General features: G+C 63.7%; 18 protein-coding genes. 7 read left to right on the top strand and 11 right to left on the bottom strand.

What is annotated here, in order from left to right; genetic code table 11:
- Window positions 1–64: 64 nt before the first annotated feature.
- Complete coding sequence (locus K9F62_03415; protein ID UJX41763.1) at window positions 65–508, bottom strand: hypothetical protein; 444 nt, start codon at window positions 506–508, stop codon at window positions 65–67.
- Between the two features lie 229 nt (window positions 509–737).
- Here K9F62_03415 and K9F62_03420 point away from each other — a divergent pair, with 229 nt between their 5' ends.
- Window positions 738–1,901, top strand: coding sequence for a sugar transporter (locus K9F62_03420; protein UJX41764.1), 1,164 nt, complete (start codon window positions 738–740; stop codon window positions 1,899–1,901).
- A gap of 36 nt (window positions 1,902–1,937) precedes the next feature.
- On the opposite strand, the gene K9F62_03425 is transcribed toward K9F62_03420, so the two are convergent.
- The 5 genes from K9F62_03425 to K9F62_03445 all read right to left on the bottom strand — a co-directional run bounded on the left by K9F62_03425 (window position 1,938) and on the right by K9F62_03445 (window position 5,095).
- Window positions 1,938–2,639: a hypothetical protein gene (locus K9F62_03425; GenBank protein ID UJX41765.1), complete on the bottom strand. Its 702-nt coding sequence runs from the start codon at window positions 2,637–2,639 to the stop codon at window positions 1,938–1,940.
- A gap of 277 nt (window positions 2,640–2,916) precedes the next feature.
- A complete protein-coding gene (locus tag K9F62_03430) occupies window positions 2,917–3,546 on the bottom strand; it encodes a tetratricopeptide repeat protein (GenBank protein UJX41766.1) in 630 nt (209 codons plus the stop codon).
- 20 nt (window positions 3,547–3,566) lie between these two features.
- Complete coding sequence (locus K9F62_03435) at window positions 3,567–3,926, bottom strand: hypothetical protein (GenBank protein UJX41767.1); 360 nt, start codon at window positions 3,924–3,926, stop codon at window positions 3,567–3,569.
- On the bottom strand, window positions 3,927–4,775 hold the full coding sequence (locus K9F62_03440; GenBank protein UJX41768.1) for a YkgJ family cysteine cluster protein: 849 nt from the start codon (window positions 4,773–4,775) through the stop codon (window positions 3,927–3,929). It lies immediately after the preceding gene.
- Window positions 4,776–4,906: 131 nt separating this feature from the next.
- Window positions 4,907–5,095, bottom strand: a complete 189-nt coding sequence (locus K9F62_03445) for a 4Fe-4S binding protein (protein ID UJX41769.1) — start codon at window positions 5,093–5,095, stop codon at window positions 4,907–4,909.
- Between the two features lie 385 nt (window positions 5,096–5,480).
- Between K9F62_03445 and K9F62_03450 the strand changes: the two genes are divergently transcribed.
- Window positions 5,481–6,425 (top strand): glycosyltransferase family 2 protein, encoded by a 945-nt coding sequence (locus tag K9F62_03450; protein ID UJX41770.1) that lies wholly within the window; start codon window positions 5,481–5,483, stop codon window positions 6,423–6,425.
- 148 nt (window positions 6,426–6,573) lie between these two features.
- Here K9F62_03450 and K9F62_03455 read toward each other — a convergent pair whose 3' ends face one another.
- From K9F62_03455 to K9F62_03470, 4 genes are all read right to left on the bottom strand, one after another.
- On the bottom strand, window positions 6,574–8,679 hold the full coding sequence (locus K9F62_03455) for an acyltransferase (protein UJX41771.1): 2,106 nt from the start codon (window positions 8,677–8,679) through the stop codon (window positions 6,574–6,576).
- A 74-nt stretch (window positions 8,680–8,753) separates the two neighbouring features.
- Window positions 8,754–10,094, bottom strand: a complete 1,341-nt coding sequence (locus K9F62_03460) for a trypsin-like peptidase domain-containing protein (GenBank protein ID UJX41772.1) — start codon at window positions 10,092–10,094, stop codon at window positions 8,754–8,756.
- Between the two features lie 51 nt (window positions 10,095–10,145).
- A complete protein-coding gene (locus tag K9F62_03465) occupies window positions 10,146–10,574 on the bottom strand; it encodes an Hsp20/alpha crystallin family protein (GenBank protein UJX41773.1) in 429 nt (142 codons plus the stop codon).
- Window positions 10,575–10,618: 44 nt separating this feature from the next.
- Window positions 10,619–10,822 carry a Trm112 family protein gene (locus tag K9F62_03470; GenBank protein ID UJX41774.1) on the bottom strand — a complete coding sequence of 68 codons (204 nt, stop codon included), beginning with the start codon at window positions 10,820–10,822 and terminating at the stop codon, window positions 10,619–10,621.
- A 100-nt stretch (window positions 10,823–10,922) separates the two neighbouring features.
- Here K9F62_03470 and K9F62_03475 point away from each other — a divergent pair, with 100 nt between their 5' ends.
- From K9F62_03475 to motA, 5 genes are all read left to right on the top strand, one after another.
- Window positions 10,923–11,825, top strand: coding sequence for a PHP domain-containing protein (locus K9F62_03475; GenBank protein UJX41775.1), 903 nt, complete (start codon window positions 10,923–10,925; stop codon window positions 11,823–11,825).
- A gap of 34 nt (window positions 11,826–11,859) precedes the next feature.
- Complete coding sequence (rplU, locus tag K9F62_03480; protein ID UJX41776.1) at window positions 11,860–12,168, top strand: 50S ribosomal protein L21; 309 nt, start codon at window positions 11,860–11,862, stop codon at window positions 12,166–12,168.
- Between the two features lie 24 nt (window positions 12,169–12,192).
- Complete coding sequence (gene rpmA / locus K9F62_03485; GenBank protein ID UJX41777.1) at window positions 12,193–12,471, top strand: 50S ribosomal protein L27; 279 nt, start codon at window positions 12,193–12,195, stop codon at window positions 12,469–12,471.
- 184 nt (window positions 12,472–12,655) lie between these two features.
- Window positions 12,656–13,684 carry an OmpA family protein gene (locus K9F62_03490; protein UJX41778.1) on the top strand — a complete coding sequence of 343 codons (1,029 nt, stop codon included), beginning with the start codon at window positions 12,656–12,658 and terminating at the stop codon, window positions 13,682–13,684.
- A 24-nt stretch (window positions 13,685–13,708) separates the two neighbouring features.
- On the top strand, window positions 13,709–14,575 hold the full coding sequence (motA, locus tag K9F62_03495; protein ID UJX41779.1) for a flagellar motor stator protein MotA: 867 nt from the start codon (window positions 13,709–13,711) through the stop codon (window positions 14,573–14,575).
- 51 nt (window positions 14,576–14,626) lie between these two features.
- On the opposite strand, the gene K9F62_03500 is transcribed toward motA, so the two are convergent.
- Window positions 14,627–15,109 (bottom strand): hypothetical protein, encoded by a 483-nt coding sequence (locus tag K9F62_03500; GenBank protein ID UJX41780.1) that lies wholly within the window; start codon window positions 15,107–15,109, stop codon window positions 14,627–14,629.
- Between the last annotated feature and the right edge of the window lie 68 nt (window positions 15,110–15,177).

Genomic DNA, 15,177 nt, shown 5'->3' on the forward strand with positions numbered 1-15,177 from the left:
TACACATCATACTGATATATTTACCGTTGAAAGTTTTTGAAGGGGGTCCAGGGGGAAACTTTTTTCAAAAAGTTTCCCCCTGGCCGCCGCGACGAGCCACCTGGACTCTGGCCCGCGCCGCCTTGAGGCGCTCCTCGCGGTACGCGCGCACCTGAGTCATCTTCTCCGGGGGCAACACGGCCGCCAGCTTGGCGTCGGTTTCATCGGCCAGGGCGCGCAGGTCCTTACGCAGGGCCAGCATACCGGCCATGCCGGGATTGGTGGCCAGGCGGGCGCGGGCGATGTCCTGGCGCTTTTTGGTTTGTTCGATCAGGATGGGACGCATGGCGCCCTTTTCCTTCGGCGAAAGGGCCACATGGGCGGCCACGTCGCGCAGAGAGGCGTCGGCCAGCTTCTCGGGCGGCTGGGAGAGTTGCGCCGGAAGCTCGGCGGCGTGGACGCCCGACGCCACGGCCAGGAGCAGCACGGCTATGGCGAGGGCTTTTGTCAGCAAAGCTTTGTAACGCACGAAAAACCTCCGCAGGGACGGTGTCCCGTTTCTGGACAGGCAGTCGGGCGCGGCAAGACGGCGGTTACAGGCCGCCGGGGACAGTCGCCCCCGGGCTGGACGACGGGGCAGGCCGCGCGTAGGAACCCTGGGCTCCGGGGCTGCTCTGGCGAATGCTCCGCCCTCTTGAAACGAAAGCGCCCCGAAACCCCTGTGCCCGCCCGGCAGCCAGCGCGGTAGAGGTGGGAAAATGTCCGCAGACGAGCCGCAACGCCGGGACTGGCTCCCGGTCATCCTTTTGGCGTTCGCCACCTTTGTCTTCAACACGACGGAATTCGCGCCCATCTCGTTGTTGGGCGACATCGCGCAATCCCTGGACGTCACCACGGCCAAGGCCGGACAGCTCGTCACCATCTACGCCTGGATGGTCGCGATCCTTTCCCTGCCCCTCATGCTCGCCTGCGCCAAAATGGAGCGGCGCGGGCTGCTGCGCAACGTGTTCCTGGTCTTCATCGCCAGCCATGTCGTTTCCGGTCTGGCCGGCAACTATTACGTCCTGCTGCTCTCGCGCATCGGCGTGGCCTGCGCCCATTCCATATTCTGGTCCATCGTCATCCCGATGGGCATCCGCGTGGCGCCGAAAAATTACGAATCCCGGGCGCTCGGCATCCTGTCCATGGGATCGGCCGTGGCCCTGGTGATGGGCCTGCCGCTCGGGCGGGTGATCGGCCTGCATCTGGGCTGGCGCATGACGTTCGTCTGCATCGGCGCCATGGCGCTTGTGGCCATGGCGGCGCTCATGCGCCAACTCCCCGTGATGCCGAGCCGGCACGCCGGAAATTTCAAAAGCCTGCCGAGCCTTTTCAAACGTCCGGCCCTTGTCGGCCTGTATATTTTGACCGTGGTGCTGATTACCGGCCATTTCACGGGCTACACGTACATCGAGCCGTTCATCACCCGGGTGGCCCGGGGCAGCGAGGATTTCGCGACCCTGGTGCTGCTCGTGTTCGGCCTGGCCGGCATTGCGGGGTGTTATCTGTTCATCCGCTGCAACCCCAAGCACCCCTTGGCCACCTTTACCGTACCGGTGTGCCTGACGGCCGTGTGCCTGCTGCTCCTGCGCCCCGTCATGGGAAGCCTGCCCGCGCTGCTGACGGTGTGCGCGGTCTGGGGCATGGCCATGTCCGCCGTCAATCTGGTCTTGCAGTACAATGTGGTGAAGGTGGCCCCGGACGCGACGGACGTGGCCATGTCCATCTATTCCGGCATCTACAATATCGGCATCGGATCGGGGGCGTTGGTGGGGGGACTGGTCACCGTCCACATGGGCCTTGATGCCGTGGACAACGTGGCCGGGGCCATCGCCGTGGCCGCCAGCCTCTGGTGCCTGTATTATCTGCGCCGCGTCGGCTGATCGCGCCGGCGCACGCGTGCTTCCCGATCTTCCAGGCTACCCGCAGCGGCGAAGCACGGCCAAGGCGGCCCCGGCCTGGGCGGCCACGGTGGTTTCGCCAAGCTGCCAGCCGTCGTACAGCTCGAACGCGGCCGTGTCCTGTTCCAGACCCGAAAGCGCGGCCAGCAGCGTGCGCGCGGGATCGGGCTTGATGCGGGCAAGCGCCAGGCAGGCCAGGCCCCGGGCGGCCGGGTCGCAGTCGGCAAGCGCGGCCGTGATTTCTTTCAGGCCATGGGCGGCCAGCTCGGGCGCGGCCTCGGCCAGCCGGGCCACGGCCCACCAGGCCCCGCGCCGCAGCGGCGCATGGTCGATGAACGTGCAGTCGCCCTCCATGTCCTGGACATAGGAGACGAGCACCCGGTGGTAGTCGGCGGCCAGCACCGGGCAGACGGCCAGCGTCTCGCCCATGCATTCCGGAATGCCCCAGCCGATGTTGCCGGACTCCTCGTTGACGCGCCACATGAGGTTGCGCCAGACGTCGCGGGCGTCCTCCAGGCGGGCGGCGGCGATGTCCGCCATGGCCGCGCCAAAGGCGGTAACGGCACGCCAGCGCACAAGGGCGTCCGTATCGAGCAGCAGCGAAAAAAGCGGCCCCAGACGCGTCTTGGCCGCAACACCGGCCAGTTCCGCCAACCCGGCTTCCTGGTCGCCCAAAAGCGCCTGCCGCACCCGCGCTATGAGTTCCCTACGCGATGTCATGGATGTTCATCCTTGAGGAAGGGAAGAAAGAGGGAAACAGTGCGAGAGGGGAAACCCTTTCAGGAAAGGGTTCTCCCCTCTCGCGCTCTCCCCTTCCTAAAGTTTTCAATGGGGAGGGGCAGTGCCTTCAAGGGGTTTTCCATCCCTTATCCTTGTGAAAAGGATAAAATCACAATTCCCTTTTACCCCTTTAAAAGTCTTTTGAAAGGGGGTCCGGGGGGAAACTTTTCGTAAGACAAAGTTTCCCCCCGGATAGCATATCCGTCCCCTTCCTCTCTTACTTGGCCAAAGCGGCTTCGATTTCGCGGACCATGTCGGGGTGGGGTTCGTAGCCGGTGGTGCGGGCGCGTTCCACGAATTCCTTGGCCTTGGCGAAATCGCCGCGTTCCATGGCGATAAGGGCCAGGTTGTTGAGGGCCGGGCCGAACATGGGCTCGATCTCCAGGGCCTTGGTGCTGTGAAATTCCGCGCTTTCGAGATCGCCCTTCATGAACAGCGCGCTGCCGAGGGTGGCCATGGCCTGGACGTATTTGGGGTCGATCTTGATGGCCCGGCGCAGGGCCTTTTCGGCCTTGTCCACCTCGCCGCGCTGCAGATGCACGAAGCCGATGTTGCCGTAGGGCACGGCGAAAAGGGGCCGGGCCCGGCAGGCCTTCTCGTTCCACTCCAGGCAGCCGTCGAGGTCGCCCTTGTTCATGGCCAGGCCGCCCAGCTGGACAAAGCCCTCGGCCAGGCCCGGCGAGCATTCCACGGCCTGGTGGAATTCCGCCTCGGCCTCGATCAGCCGTCCCTTGGCCACGTAGGCCGTGCCCAGGTTGTAATGGGACACGCCGCAGCCGGGGTTTTGCGACAGGCGCTTTTTGATTTCGTCGATGAATTCGTCGGGAGTCTGGGCGGTGTATTCCATGCGCGTTCCTTACCTCGGTTCTATTTGGTCGGGCCAAGTTCGGCGTCGACGCCTTCCCTGGCCAACAGTTCCTTGTACCATTTGCAAAAGGCGTACATGCCCTGGTGCTTTTCCGAGCCGTTCATGACCCCCATGCACACTTCCCAGGCGCCCTTGGCGAATTCGTTCGACGCGCCCTTGTGGGCGGCCAGGAATTCGTTGACCAGTTGCTGCCCGGTGCGGCGCGAGGCGTCCTCGCGCATATCCAGGGGATCGTTGGGCTCCTGGAAGGGGTCCCAGGCATCGAAGCCGATCTTGTCGATGAAGCGGCGGCGACGGGGGCTCAGCTTTTCGTACATGGCGCGCTTGGCAGCCGCAAGATCCTCGGGCGAAAGAGCCATCTACTTCTCCCCGTCCGTATCGCCATCGGCGTCGGGGCCCGGAATCACCCAGGTTGTCGAGCCGCCGCAGGAAGCGCAGGCCGAAGACCCGGGGGCCTCGCCGCACGAGCCGCAGTTCGCGCCATTGGCCTGGGACGCCGCCATGGGAGCCTGGGCCGCGGCCGGCGGGGCCGGCGGCATCTGCACCAGGTCGTCCTCGGTCACGATGCCGAGGTATTCCTCGTCGTATTCGGTGATAAGCGCCAGGGACACCGGCACCAGCATGTCGCCCATCAGCGGCAGCTTGGTCGGCAGCGAGGCCACCACGTCCTGGGACAACAGCATGAGCTTGTCCTGGAGCTTTTCGATCTTGACCGTGGGGTAGCGACCGCCTTGCTCGAATCCGGCCTTGCCGCAAATATGGGCTTCGCCGCCGATCTCGAGGGGCACGCCGTACAGCCGGCAGGTGATGGGGCGGGAATGATAGAGGATGCAGCGGTCGTCGTCGCCGAGAAGCGGGCAGCGGATGCGCTCCCGAGCCAGGTCGGCCAGGATCTCGCTGGTCGGCACGCCCTGCTCGCCGGCCCGAAACGCCTTGCGCTTGAGCTTGTAGTGCTCGCGGTCGGCCTTGTTGGCCCGCTCCAGGACGGCGTCGCGCGCCGCACCGGGGGGAAAGGCCTCGTTGAATTTGTGGTTAAGGTGCAGGGCCTCGATAAAGGTCAGGTCGAACAGGGCATGGCAGCAATCGCTGCATCCCTCGCCGCAGGCGACCATACCGGGGCAGGCCTTGGCCACCTTGGCGAAAACGGCGTCGGCCTCGGCGGCAATGGCTTCGTAACGGGCAAAGGCTGGGGAAAAATCCAGGGGCATGGCTTGGGCTCCACGAACGTCCCGGGCCGTGCGCCCATCACGCGGCTCCGCGAGGGTCAAACGGCCCGGGCCGGAGACGGTAACGGGAGCGGACGGCGGTCGACCACTCCCGTTGCCGGTTACTAGGCGATCTACTCTTCCTCGACGACGATGGCGTCCTGGTCGCAAACCTCGACGCAGGATTCACAGCCCAGGCACTCTTCCATGTTCACGGCCACGGCCTTGCCGTCGCGCAGCTCATAGACCTCGACCGGGCAGACATCCACACATTCACCGTCGCCGATACACTTCTTCGTATCGACAATGACTTTGTATCCCATGAACAACCTCCGGGCAACAGAGCACAATAAATGTATTTTTTCCAAGGAATGGCGGCAGCTTACACGTGCACGCCCGAAAGATCCGGAAAAGTTTACGCAGGATTAGCCCCGGCGTGATTCCGTGTCAAGGGAACTGGCCGCAAGCGGCGCGGCGTTGCGCCCGGGGGAGCCGGGGCAACTTTTTTTCTTGTTTTTTTTCCGAAACCGACCGAACCGTGAGGGGCATGTAACCGGTCACGCTTTTATACGTCTTCTCCATCCCCCTTAAAGAAATGATACTTTTTTTAAATAAAGCTCTAAAGTTCCTGGTGGACATGGCCGAAAGGAAGGATGAAGCCTAACTATAAACTTTTCACGCAGGGATGCCTGAAAGCCAGGGAAGGCCATGGGCAAGCTCACCTACTTACAGCCGCGACGCGGCGATATCTCTCCGGTTCTGGTGCTGCTCACCTCGCACAGGCTCGACTGCTTTCTCGTCTGCATCCGTTGCCTGGAACGCTTTACCAGCCTCGACCGCTTCAAGCACATCTACGTGGTCGGCAACGCGCTTTCCCCCGAGCACACGGCCGTGGCCCGACGCTTCGTCGGCCGCCACGCCAACGCCACCCTGGTCGAACGCGGACCGCGCGGCCTGGTCCCGGCCGTGCTGACCGCCGAAAACGAAATCCTCGCCGCCCACATCGACGACGTCATCATCAAGATCGACGAGGACCTTTTCGTCACCCCGCACTGGCTCGAACACCTCGTCGACGGCTACATCGACCACGCCGAGCGCCCCGACGTGCCGGTGGTCATGCCGCTGGTGCCCATAAGCCCGCCCGGCCGCCACGTGCTCAACCGGTTCCTGCGCGTGTCCTACCCGTCCGAGCGGCACATGTACGGCGGGCCGCCCATCGAGGAAAACTGGGTCTACCACCGCTGGATATGGGAAAAGCTGCTCCACGAGAACATGGCCCAGGTGTACCTGCGCGATGCGCCGGCCAAGTACGGCTATGTCAGCTACCTGACCATCAACTGCGTGATCTTCGACGCGCGGCTCATGCGCAAGGTGCTGCCCTTTTCCACCACGCGGGTGGCCGGCCAGCCGACCAGCGACGAGATGGCCATAAACGCGGCCCTGGCCGCCGGCAAGCAGAAGGTCGCGGTGCTCGGCAGAAGCCTGGCCCACCACTACAGCTTTTCCAGGTGCGAGGACTACCTGCGCTCCCACGTGCCCCTCGACGAGGTCTGGCGCTACATGCAGGGAATAACCGAGATGCCGGTGACCACACGGCGTTGCCCCGTCCCCACCGGCGGCGGCGACCTCAAGCTGCTGCGGGCAGGGGGATAGGGAAGAAGCGCAATCTCGAAAAGCATCCGTTTGCAGCGGCTTCACTTTACCCAATTCTCCAACATTGCCGCGAGGATTCCTGTGTCCGGGCGAACGCCGTACCAATGGGCAGGCACATCCCGTGCTATCCTCAGGGCAACAGCGTCATTCATTGTGCATCGCCGAGAAAAACCGCTTTCCCTTGCCGGTTCAGCGGGGATCGACGGCCAACGTCATTAAAGAGGCTTCGCGCGCTTCCGGCAGCAACGAAGCGCTGGCCGAGCAGCCAGGAGCCACTCATACTGAGATGTTGTGTATCATAGTAAAGGGGCTGAGAAGGCGCATAGGGTGAACACTGCCCATCTTGGCAAACGAGATCACGGACGTCCACGACCGTAACATTATCATATGCCGCAGCCACTGCGCCCAGCTGTATGTTGTACGATCCATCGCCTTGGTCAGCATATTTGGACAACGCACGGCAATCGACAAGGTGGAGTGAAACGTTTCGAATATCACATTGCCTGTTATAGGAGGGAAAGACTGGAATTTGTGTGATCACATAGACTCGTTTACCCTGTTTGCGCAGTATATTGAACGTAGCTGCCACGTCGTCCCAGAAGCCGGCAATGCCGGCGTAACCGGACCAAGCCGCAGCCATGAACACCGTGTCGTATTTTTCGAGTTCCTTCGCTATCTGCTGCCGGTATCTGGTGCAGCTTTCACGCCGCCTACCACCGTATTTACCATCCCGACCGAGTATCGGTGGACATTCAGAATGGCTGATATTACGGAAGGAGAACCCTGCGTCCATGGCTGCGGCCCCAAGCAGGCCGACATAATGTGCGGCATGGGAGTCACCCCAAAGAAGTGCCGTCGGCGGAGTACCGTTGCCGATAACACAACGCGGATCGGAAAACCGCTCCGCGTCAAAGATGCTGAGCTGGCAATCGTAAGTATATAGTTGCGCCTGGGCCGTGTCCGCATCCAGCTCCCGCAACTGCTGCCGGTAGACTTCGGCATTCTGCACGATCGTCTCCTTCACCTTGAAGTGCCTCACACTTAGGCCCAAGAGCAAAAAAAAGCAGGCCGGCAGAACATAGTAGCGTACATAAACGGATTTGAAGGGCACGGTCACGTAGCGCAAGGGAAATTCGACGAACGCATATGAGGCGGCTGCAAGAATGGCGGTGACGCCGAGCGCCCCCAAAGCCAACGTCCATGAAATAGTGCTGTGAAAATAGCGGACATAAGCCAGCACAGGCCAATGCCAGAGATACAGCGAATAGGAAAGCAGGCCGATCCCTACCAGCACCCGAGTGGAGAGCAGACGGGAAACGAAGGTGGTCCGTTTTGTACCGGAGACGATGAGAAGTACGGCCCCCATACAGGCCGGTAAGGAATTTAGGCCGGGAAACACGGAAGATTTGTCGATGCGCATAAAGGAGTACAAAAGCAGAGCGCAACCGAACCACGCCGCAGCCTCCCGCATACCACGTCCCAAAAGCGTTTCTTCCCCGCCTCGTAAGGGGAGCATGGCCGCCATCGCCCCGAGAAGGAGTTCTCCAGCCCGAGTAGGCAGCATGTAAAAACTGAAGATCGGCGCTGTATTGGCCATGTGCTGGGCGAGAGAGAAGGACCCCAGGCACAACAAGCCATAAATCGCAAAGCGGAGTCTGGGACGTAGCTTCGCCGTGAGCATCACGGTCAGCGGCCACACAAGGTAAAATTGTTCCTCCACCCCCAAAGACCATGTGTGGAGCAAGGGGAGGTCGTCGATCGACGGTGCGAAATAACTGATGTCAATATGCTTCCAGAAATAAATATTTGATGTCGAGAACAGCACGTACGTAGCGGCTTGGCTCAGCTTGTGGAAGTCAGGTGGGGCGAGCAACGTCACCCCAGCCGCATAGACGACGGCCAACATGAGAAAACTAGCCGGCACGATACGCTTGATGCGGCGGGCGTAAAACATTGATAGAGAGAAGGAGCCGTTTGCGAGCCCCTTGAGGATGAGGCTGGTGATCAGAAAGCCGGAAATGACGAAAAAAATGTCGACGCCCGTAAAGCCCCCAGGTGCAATACGGTCATTAATATGGTAGGCGATGACCGAGAGCACGGCTATGGCGCGAAGGCCGTCTATGTCCGAACGATACCCCGCTTTCATGCGTTGGGGTGGTTCACAGCCACGAGGAGAGGCACCTGGACCATAATGGCGGAAGAACATGGCGTCATCGTGGCGGCGACCGCCTTTGCTTGACGTCGACTCAAGCATGTTGCCGCATCTCGTTGTTCCCTTCATCCCGAGTAGTAGCTTTCCGTTCTTTTTGCGTTCCGCGCTCGACCGGCTCAGGAGACGCCCATGCGGGCGTAGTAGCCGCGGCCGTCGCGGCCGATCAGCATGATGACCTGCCGGTTCATGCGCGACAGGTACACGGCCCGGGTGAATTCCTTTTGCCCGGCGAGTTTTTCCCCGCCGATCTGCACCAGCACGTCCCCCGGGCGCAGGCCCAGTTTGGCCGCCGGCGATCCGGACGCCACGCCGGTCACGGTCACGCCCTTGCCGATGGACACGGTGACGCCCCAGCGCTCTCCGGCCACGGCCACGGCTTCCTTGTCCGTAAAGGCCGTGGGCACGGCGGAAAGGCGTATTTCGCCCTTGCCGCGCCGCACCGTCAGGCTAAGCGCGTCGCCCACGGGCGAGGTGCGCAGGATGCCCAGGTACTGGTCCTTGTCGTCGATGTCCGTGTTGCCGACGGCGGTGATAAGGTCGCCGCGACGCAGCCCGGCCTTGGCCGCCGCCGAGCCTTCCGCCACCTCGGTCACCAGCATGCCGCGCGGCCGGTCCAGCTCGAAGTAGCGGGCCAGGCGCGCGTCCACGTCCTGGCCGGACAGGCCGAGCCAGGCCGGGGTCACGCCGTGGCCGCCGACGATCTGTTCCACCACCCGACGGGCCTTGTTGATGGGGATGGCGAAGCCGATGCCCTCGGCGCCGGCCTGGATGGCCATGTTGATGCCGATGACCTCGCCGGCGAGATTGACCAGCGGGCCGCCGCTGTTGCCGGGATTGATGGCCGCGTCGGTCTGGATGAGGTTGGCGTAGGCCCCGCCCTCATGCTTGAGCGAGCGCCCCACGGCCGAGATCACGCCCGTGGTCACGGTGTTGGTGTAGCCGAAGGGATTGCCGATGGCGATGGCCGTCTCGCCGATCATGATGTCGGAGGAATCGCCCATGGTCGCCTGGGGCAAGGGCTTGCCGCCGGTTTTGAGGCGCAGCACGGCCACGTCGAAATCCGGGTCCGAGCCGACCAGCGTGGCGTCGAGGACCCGGCCGTCGAGGAGCCGGGCCTTGATGGACGCGCCGCCGGCGATGACGTGGGCGTTGGTCAAAACGAGCCCCTTGGCCCCGTCGATGATCACGCCCGAGCCCAGGCTTTCCTGGGTCTCGCGCCGCGGCTCGTTCATTCCCGGACCAAAGAACTGACGGAAGAACTCGTCGTTGAAAAAGGGCCCCATGGCCGGACCGCGCCGCTCCACGGTGCGGGCCGAGGTGATGTTGACCACGGCCGGGGCCACGGCGCGAACGGCCGTAACCACGGGCGTCACCCGGGCCTCGCGCCCGGCCAGGGCCGGCGGGGCGGCGCACAGCAGGGCCAGGACGCACAAAGAAAACGGGAAAAGACGTCGCACGAAAAGCCTCCGAGCGGGAAAATACGGGAAAAGGGAAAAAACGGCGGACCGTCAGCTGATGGGAATGCGGCGTCGCAGGAGTTCGGGCCGGACCTTGGGCACGAGCACCACCAGCACCCCGTCCTTCATCACGGCCGCGATCTCCGCCCGGGACACGCCCTTGGGCAGGGCGAACCGGCGGCAAAAGGGGCCGTAGGAACGCTCGAGGACCTGGTACACGCCGCCCTCGGTCTCCCTGGCAAAGGCGCGCCGGCCCTCGACCACCAGAAACCGGCCCCTGGCCTCCACGGAAACGTCCTCGCGGGACACGCCGGGCAATTCCAGCACGACGCGGAAATCCTCGGCCGTTTCCACCACGTCGGCCACGGGCTGCCAGGCGTAGGCGGCGTCTTTGGCACCGGCCGGTTCCAGGACCATGCCCTCGGCCTCCGCCCGTATTTCGGACAGGGCCATCCACGAGCTCCACTGCAGCTTGGCCATACGCGGCTCCAAAAGGCCGGGGAAAAGGTCCCCGGGCTTGTACGTCAATCCTTGACCGAACGTTTGCCGGCGTCCCAGTCGGCCTGGGGCACGGCTTCCTCGACGAGCATGATGGGGATGTCGTCGCGCACCGGGTAGACCACGCCGCACGGTTTGCAGGCCAGGCCTTCGCCGTCGCCGAGGACCGTAAGCCCGCCCTTGCATTTGGGGCAGGCCAGGATGGTGAGCAGATCGGGATTTATGGTCACAAGACGTCTCCTTTGCGAGAGTGTGGGCCAGTGATAGCCAAATCGGGGGCCGGGCGCAACGGAGGTTCACAATACCGCCGGCCCGGGCTATGCTTGTCCCATGGCGCTCATTGACTTGCACACGCATTCCACGGCCTCGGACGGCACCCTCCCCCCGGGGGAACTTATCGCCCTGGCCGCGAAAAAAGGCCTGGCCGCCGTGGCCCTGACCGACCACGACACCCTGGCCGGCCTGGCCGAAGCCCGGGCCGCCGGCCGGACATGCGGCGTGGACGTGGTGTCCGGGGTCGAACTGTCCGTGGCCGACGGGGACAGGTCGGTCCATCTGGTGGGCCTTTTCCTGCCCGACGCGCCCGGCCCTCTGGCCGAGGCCCTGGCCTATCTGCGCGACCGCCGCCACGACCGTAACCGCCGCATCCTCGACAAGCTGCGCGAATGCGGCATTCCCATAGAATACGACACGGTCACGGCTCTGGCCAGGGGAGCGGTCGGTCGGCCGCACATCGCCCAGGTGCTCGTGTCCATGGGCGCGGTGACGGGCTTCAAGGAGGCCTTCACCCGCTACCTCGGCGCCTATGGCCGAGCCTACGTGCCCAAGGACAAGCTGCCCTTTGCCCAGGCCGCCGCGCTCATCCACGACGAGGGCGGGCTGACCGTCCTGGCCCATCCCTACATCCTGGGACTGAACGGGCCCGGGCTGGCCGAAACGGTCGAGCGCTACCGCGAGGCCGGGCTCGACGCCATCGAGGCCTTCTACCCCGAGCACTCCCAGTCCCAGACGCTGGAATACCTGGCCCTGGCCCGCAAGCTGGGCCTCGGCGTCTCGGGCGGGTCGGATTTTCACGGCGACGCCAAGCCGGAAATCGAGATCGGGCGCGGCCGGGGCAATCTGCGGGTGGACATCTCCGTCCTCGATCTGCTGCGGGCAAGACGGGCCAAGCGCAACGCCGGGTTGGTCCCGGACGGCGAAAAAGGGCTTGACCAACCGCCCGGGGCAATGTAAAAAGCGCCTCTTCCCTATCGGAGGTCAAACCTATATGTACGCAATCGTTATGGCTGGCGGCAAGCAATACAAGGTCCAGGAAGGGGCCACCATCACCGTGGACCTGCTTCCGACCGAAGCCGGCTCCCAATACGTTCTGGACAAGGTGCTGCTGGTTGGCGGCCCCGAGGTCAAGGTCGGCGCGCCCTATGTTCCCGGCGCTGCCGTGACCTGCGAGGTTACCGGACACGTCAAAGGCAAGAAGATCACGGTCTTCCACAAGCGCCGCCGGCAGGATTCCCATAAAAAGCAGGGCCATCGCCAGGGCTACACCAAGCTTACGGTGCAGTCCATCCAGGCCTAGGCCGCAGTTTTAAGGAGCCCCGACATGGCACATAAAAAAGCGGGCGGCAGTTCCAGAAACGGCCGCGACAGCGCCGGACAGCGGCGCGGCGTCAAGCGCTTCGGCGGCCAGCAGGTCGTCGCCGGCAACATCCTGGTGCGTCAGCTCGGCACCAAGTTCCACCCCGGCGAGGGCGTGGGCATGGGCCGCGACTACACCCTGTTCGCGCTGGTCAACGGCGTGGTGAAATTCGAGAAGTATCTGCGCAACAGGCAGGTCAAGACCCGGGTGCTGGTCGTTCCGGCTTCCGACACGACCCAATAGCCTTTCGCGTCTTTTACGCCTTTTTTTCGCGGGCGGGGGGGAGTTCCCCTCGCCCTTTTCGCGTTGGGCTCCTCTTTCCCGGCCGGCGGTTGCCCTTTGCGCGGGGTATGCGTACTTCTGCAGACAACCATCCGGCCCCTAAACGGATCGGTCGGTTCGGCCGATAGGCAAGGGTGGAGGACCCATGGCGGAACAGGGGCACAAAGCCAACATCATCATCAAGCGGGTGAAGAAGGTCGCGGGCGGCGCCCACGGCGGCTCGTGGAAGGTCGCCTATGCCGACCTGGTCACGGCCATGATGGCCTTTTTCCTGCTGATGTGGCTTCTCAACATGGTGCCCCAGGAGAAAAAGGAACAGCTCGCCTCCTATTTCAACGACTTCAGCCTGTTCCAAAACCCCGGCCCCTCATCCCAACTGCTCGATTCCGGGGGGCTCGGCCCACCGGCCGCCGTCGTCGGCAGCCAGGACGAACGACCGGACGTGGCCATCGACCGGAACGGCAAGGCGCCTTCCGGCGGCAAAGGCCAGGATACCGGCAACCTCGACGGCGGCAAACGCCTCGACGCCAAGGGACGGGCCGAGGAAGCCAAGGCCGAGGCCGCAGCCAAGGCCCTGGAAGGACAGATCGAACAGGCGTTGGAAAAAGCCGTTCCGGAACTGGCCAGCCAGGTGTCCGTCACCCAGGACAAGGACAAGGTCCGCATCGAGATCATGGACAAGGCCGAGCGGCCGCTGTTCGTCCTCGGCGGCGTGACGCTCCTGCCCGACGCCCAACGCATCCTGGCCGCCGTCACCGACGTCATCAAAAAGGAAGGCATCAAAGTGGCCATCGAGGGCCACACCGACGCCTACCGTTATTCAGGCACCTACACCAACTGGGATCTTTCCGCCGGCCGGGCGCTTTCGGCCAGGCGGCTGATGATCCAGCAGGGGCTTTCCCCCGACCAGGTGGCCGCGGTCACCGGGTATGCCGATACCAAGCCGTATGTTCCCGGCAACCTGTACGATCCGAAAAACCGCCGCATAAGCCTCCTGCTCTACCGGGAGCCCAAACCCGGCGAGAAGGCGGCCGGCGGCAGCGGAGGCGCCGACGCCGCCGGCGGCACGGAAAAAAGCAAGGCTGTGGTCACGCCCAAGACGCCGGACGTGGGACAGGTCCTGGAGCAGCAGATCGACAACCTTTACGACCGGTCGACCGAGAGCCAGTTCTAGGCCCGGCGACTCCAGGGCGAAGCTATGTTCGCAATCATCGGCATCCTCATCGTCATCGGCTGTATCCTGGCCGGTTTCATCATGGAAAAAGGCAATTTCGACCTGCTCCTTTCGGCCGCCCCGCCGGAGATGCTGATGATCGGCGGCGGCGCGCTGGGACAGCTGGTCCTAAGCGCCCCCAAAGACGTGCTCGGGGCCACCTTCAAGGGCGCGCTGTCCATTTTCGGCGGCATGACCACCAGCAAGCCCTACTACCTGGAACTTCTCACCACCCTGTCCGGGTTGTACATGAAGATCCGCCGCGAAGGCCTGGTGGCCATCGAAAAAGACGTGGAGCGGCCGGCGGAAAGCCCGATTTTCAGCAACTTCGCCAAGAACAAGAAAAACCACGAAGTGCTGACCTTTATCTGCGACACCATGCGGATATTCTCCACGGTCAACATCGAGGCCCACGAATTCGAGACCATCATGGACGCGGACATCGAGGCCACGGTGCACGAGGCGCTCGTCCCGTCCCATGCCATTGCCAAGACCGCCGACGCCCTGCCGGGCCTCGGCATCGTGGCCTGCGTGCTTGGCGTCGTTCTCACCATGGGCAAGATCAACGAACCGGCCGAAGTGCTCGGCCACAGCATCGGCGCGGCGCTGGTCGGAACGTTTCTCGGCGTGCTCATGGCCTACGGCTTCGTCGCGCCCATCGCCACCAACATCGAGCACCGGGCCAAGGAAACCGAGGCCATCCTGCTGACGGCCAAGGCGTCGCTGACGGCCTTCGTGGGCGGCAACCCCCCGCCCGTGGCCCTGGAGGCCGGACGCCGGGCCATCCCCATCAACAAGCGCCCCACCTTCGAGGAACTGGAAGAAGCCATCAAGATCAGCAAGGGCAAGTAGGCGCGCAGGCGTCGGCCTTTGCGGAAGGCCTGCCGGGGACCGGCCGGATTCTCAGCGCAGATAGGACGGCAGGACGATGTCGGCGCAGGGGATGGGAAAGGCCTTGGCCGTGATGTCGGCCAGCACGCCGATATCGAGCCAGTATTCCTCGAAATAGCCGGCCGCGTTGTAGGCCTGGGCCTTGGCCGCCAGAAAGGTCACGTCGCCGCTCTTGGCGGTCACGGCCAGATCGAGGATCAGAAAAAGCCGCGTGGCCAGGGCATCGTCCTTTTCGCGCTTCGGGCAGCCCGTTGCCGCCTGGGCCGGATCGTATTCCACCGAGGCCCGGACCACGGTCTGACCGGGGTCGCCCGCGAACGTCTCCCATATGACGTTTTTCACGCAGGGCGAAACGGCGAGAAGCTCCCCGAGGGTCAGGCCGCCGACCCCGAGCGGCCGCCAGTTGCGGGCCGCCTCCTGGGCCTTGGGCGCAAAACAGCCCGCCACGGCCAAGACCGTGAGCAGAAGGACAGGCAGCATCGGCATCTGTTTCATGCGATTCGCCATCGTTACGGTGATGTTTTTTCCCAATGAGTCGTCGGATGAAGGCCGGGGGGAGGGGG

Source organism: Desulfovibrio sp. JY, assembly GCA_021730285.1.
In the GTDB taxonomy this organism is placed as follows: domain Bacteria; phylum Desulfobacterota; class Desulfovibrionia; order Desulfovibrionales; family Desulfovibrionaceae; genus Solidesulfovibrio.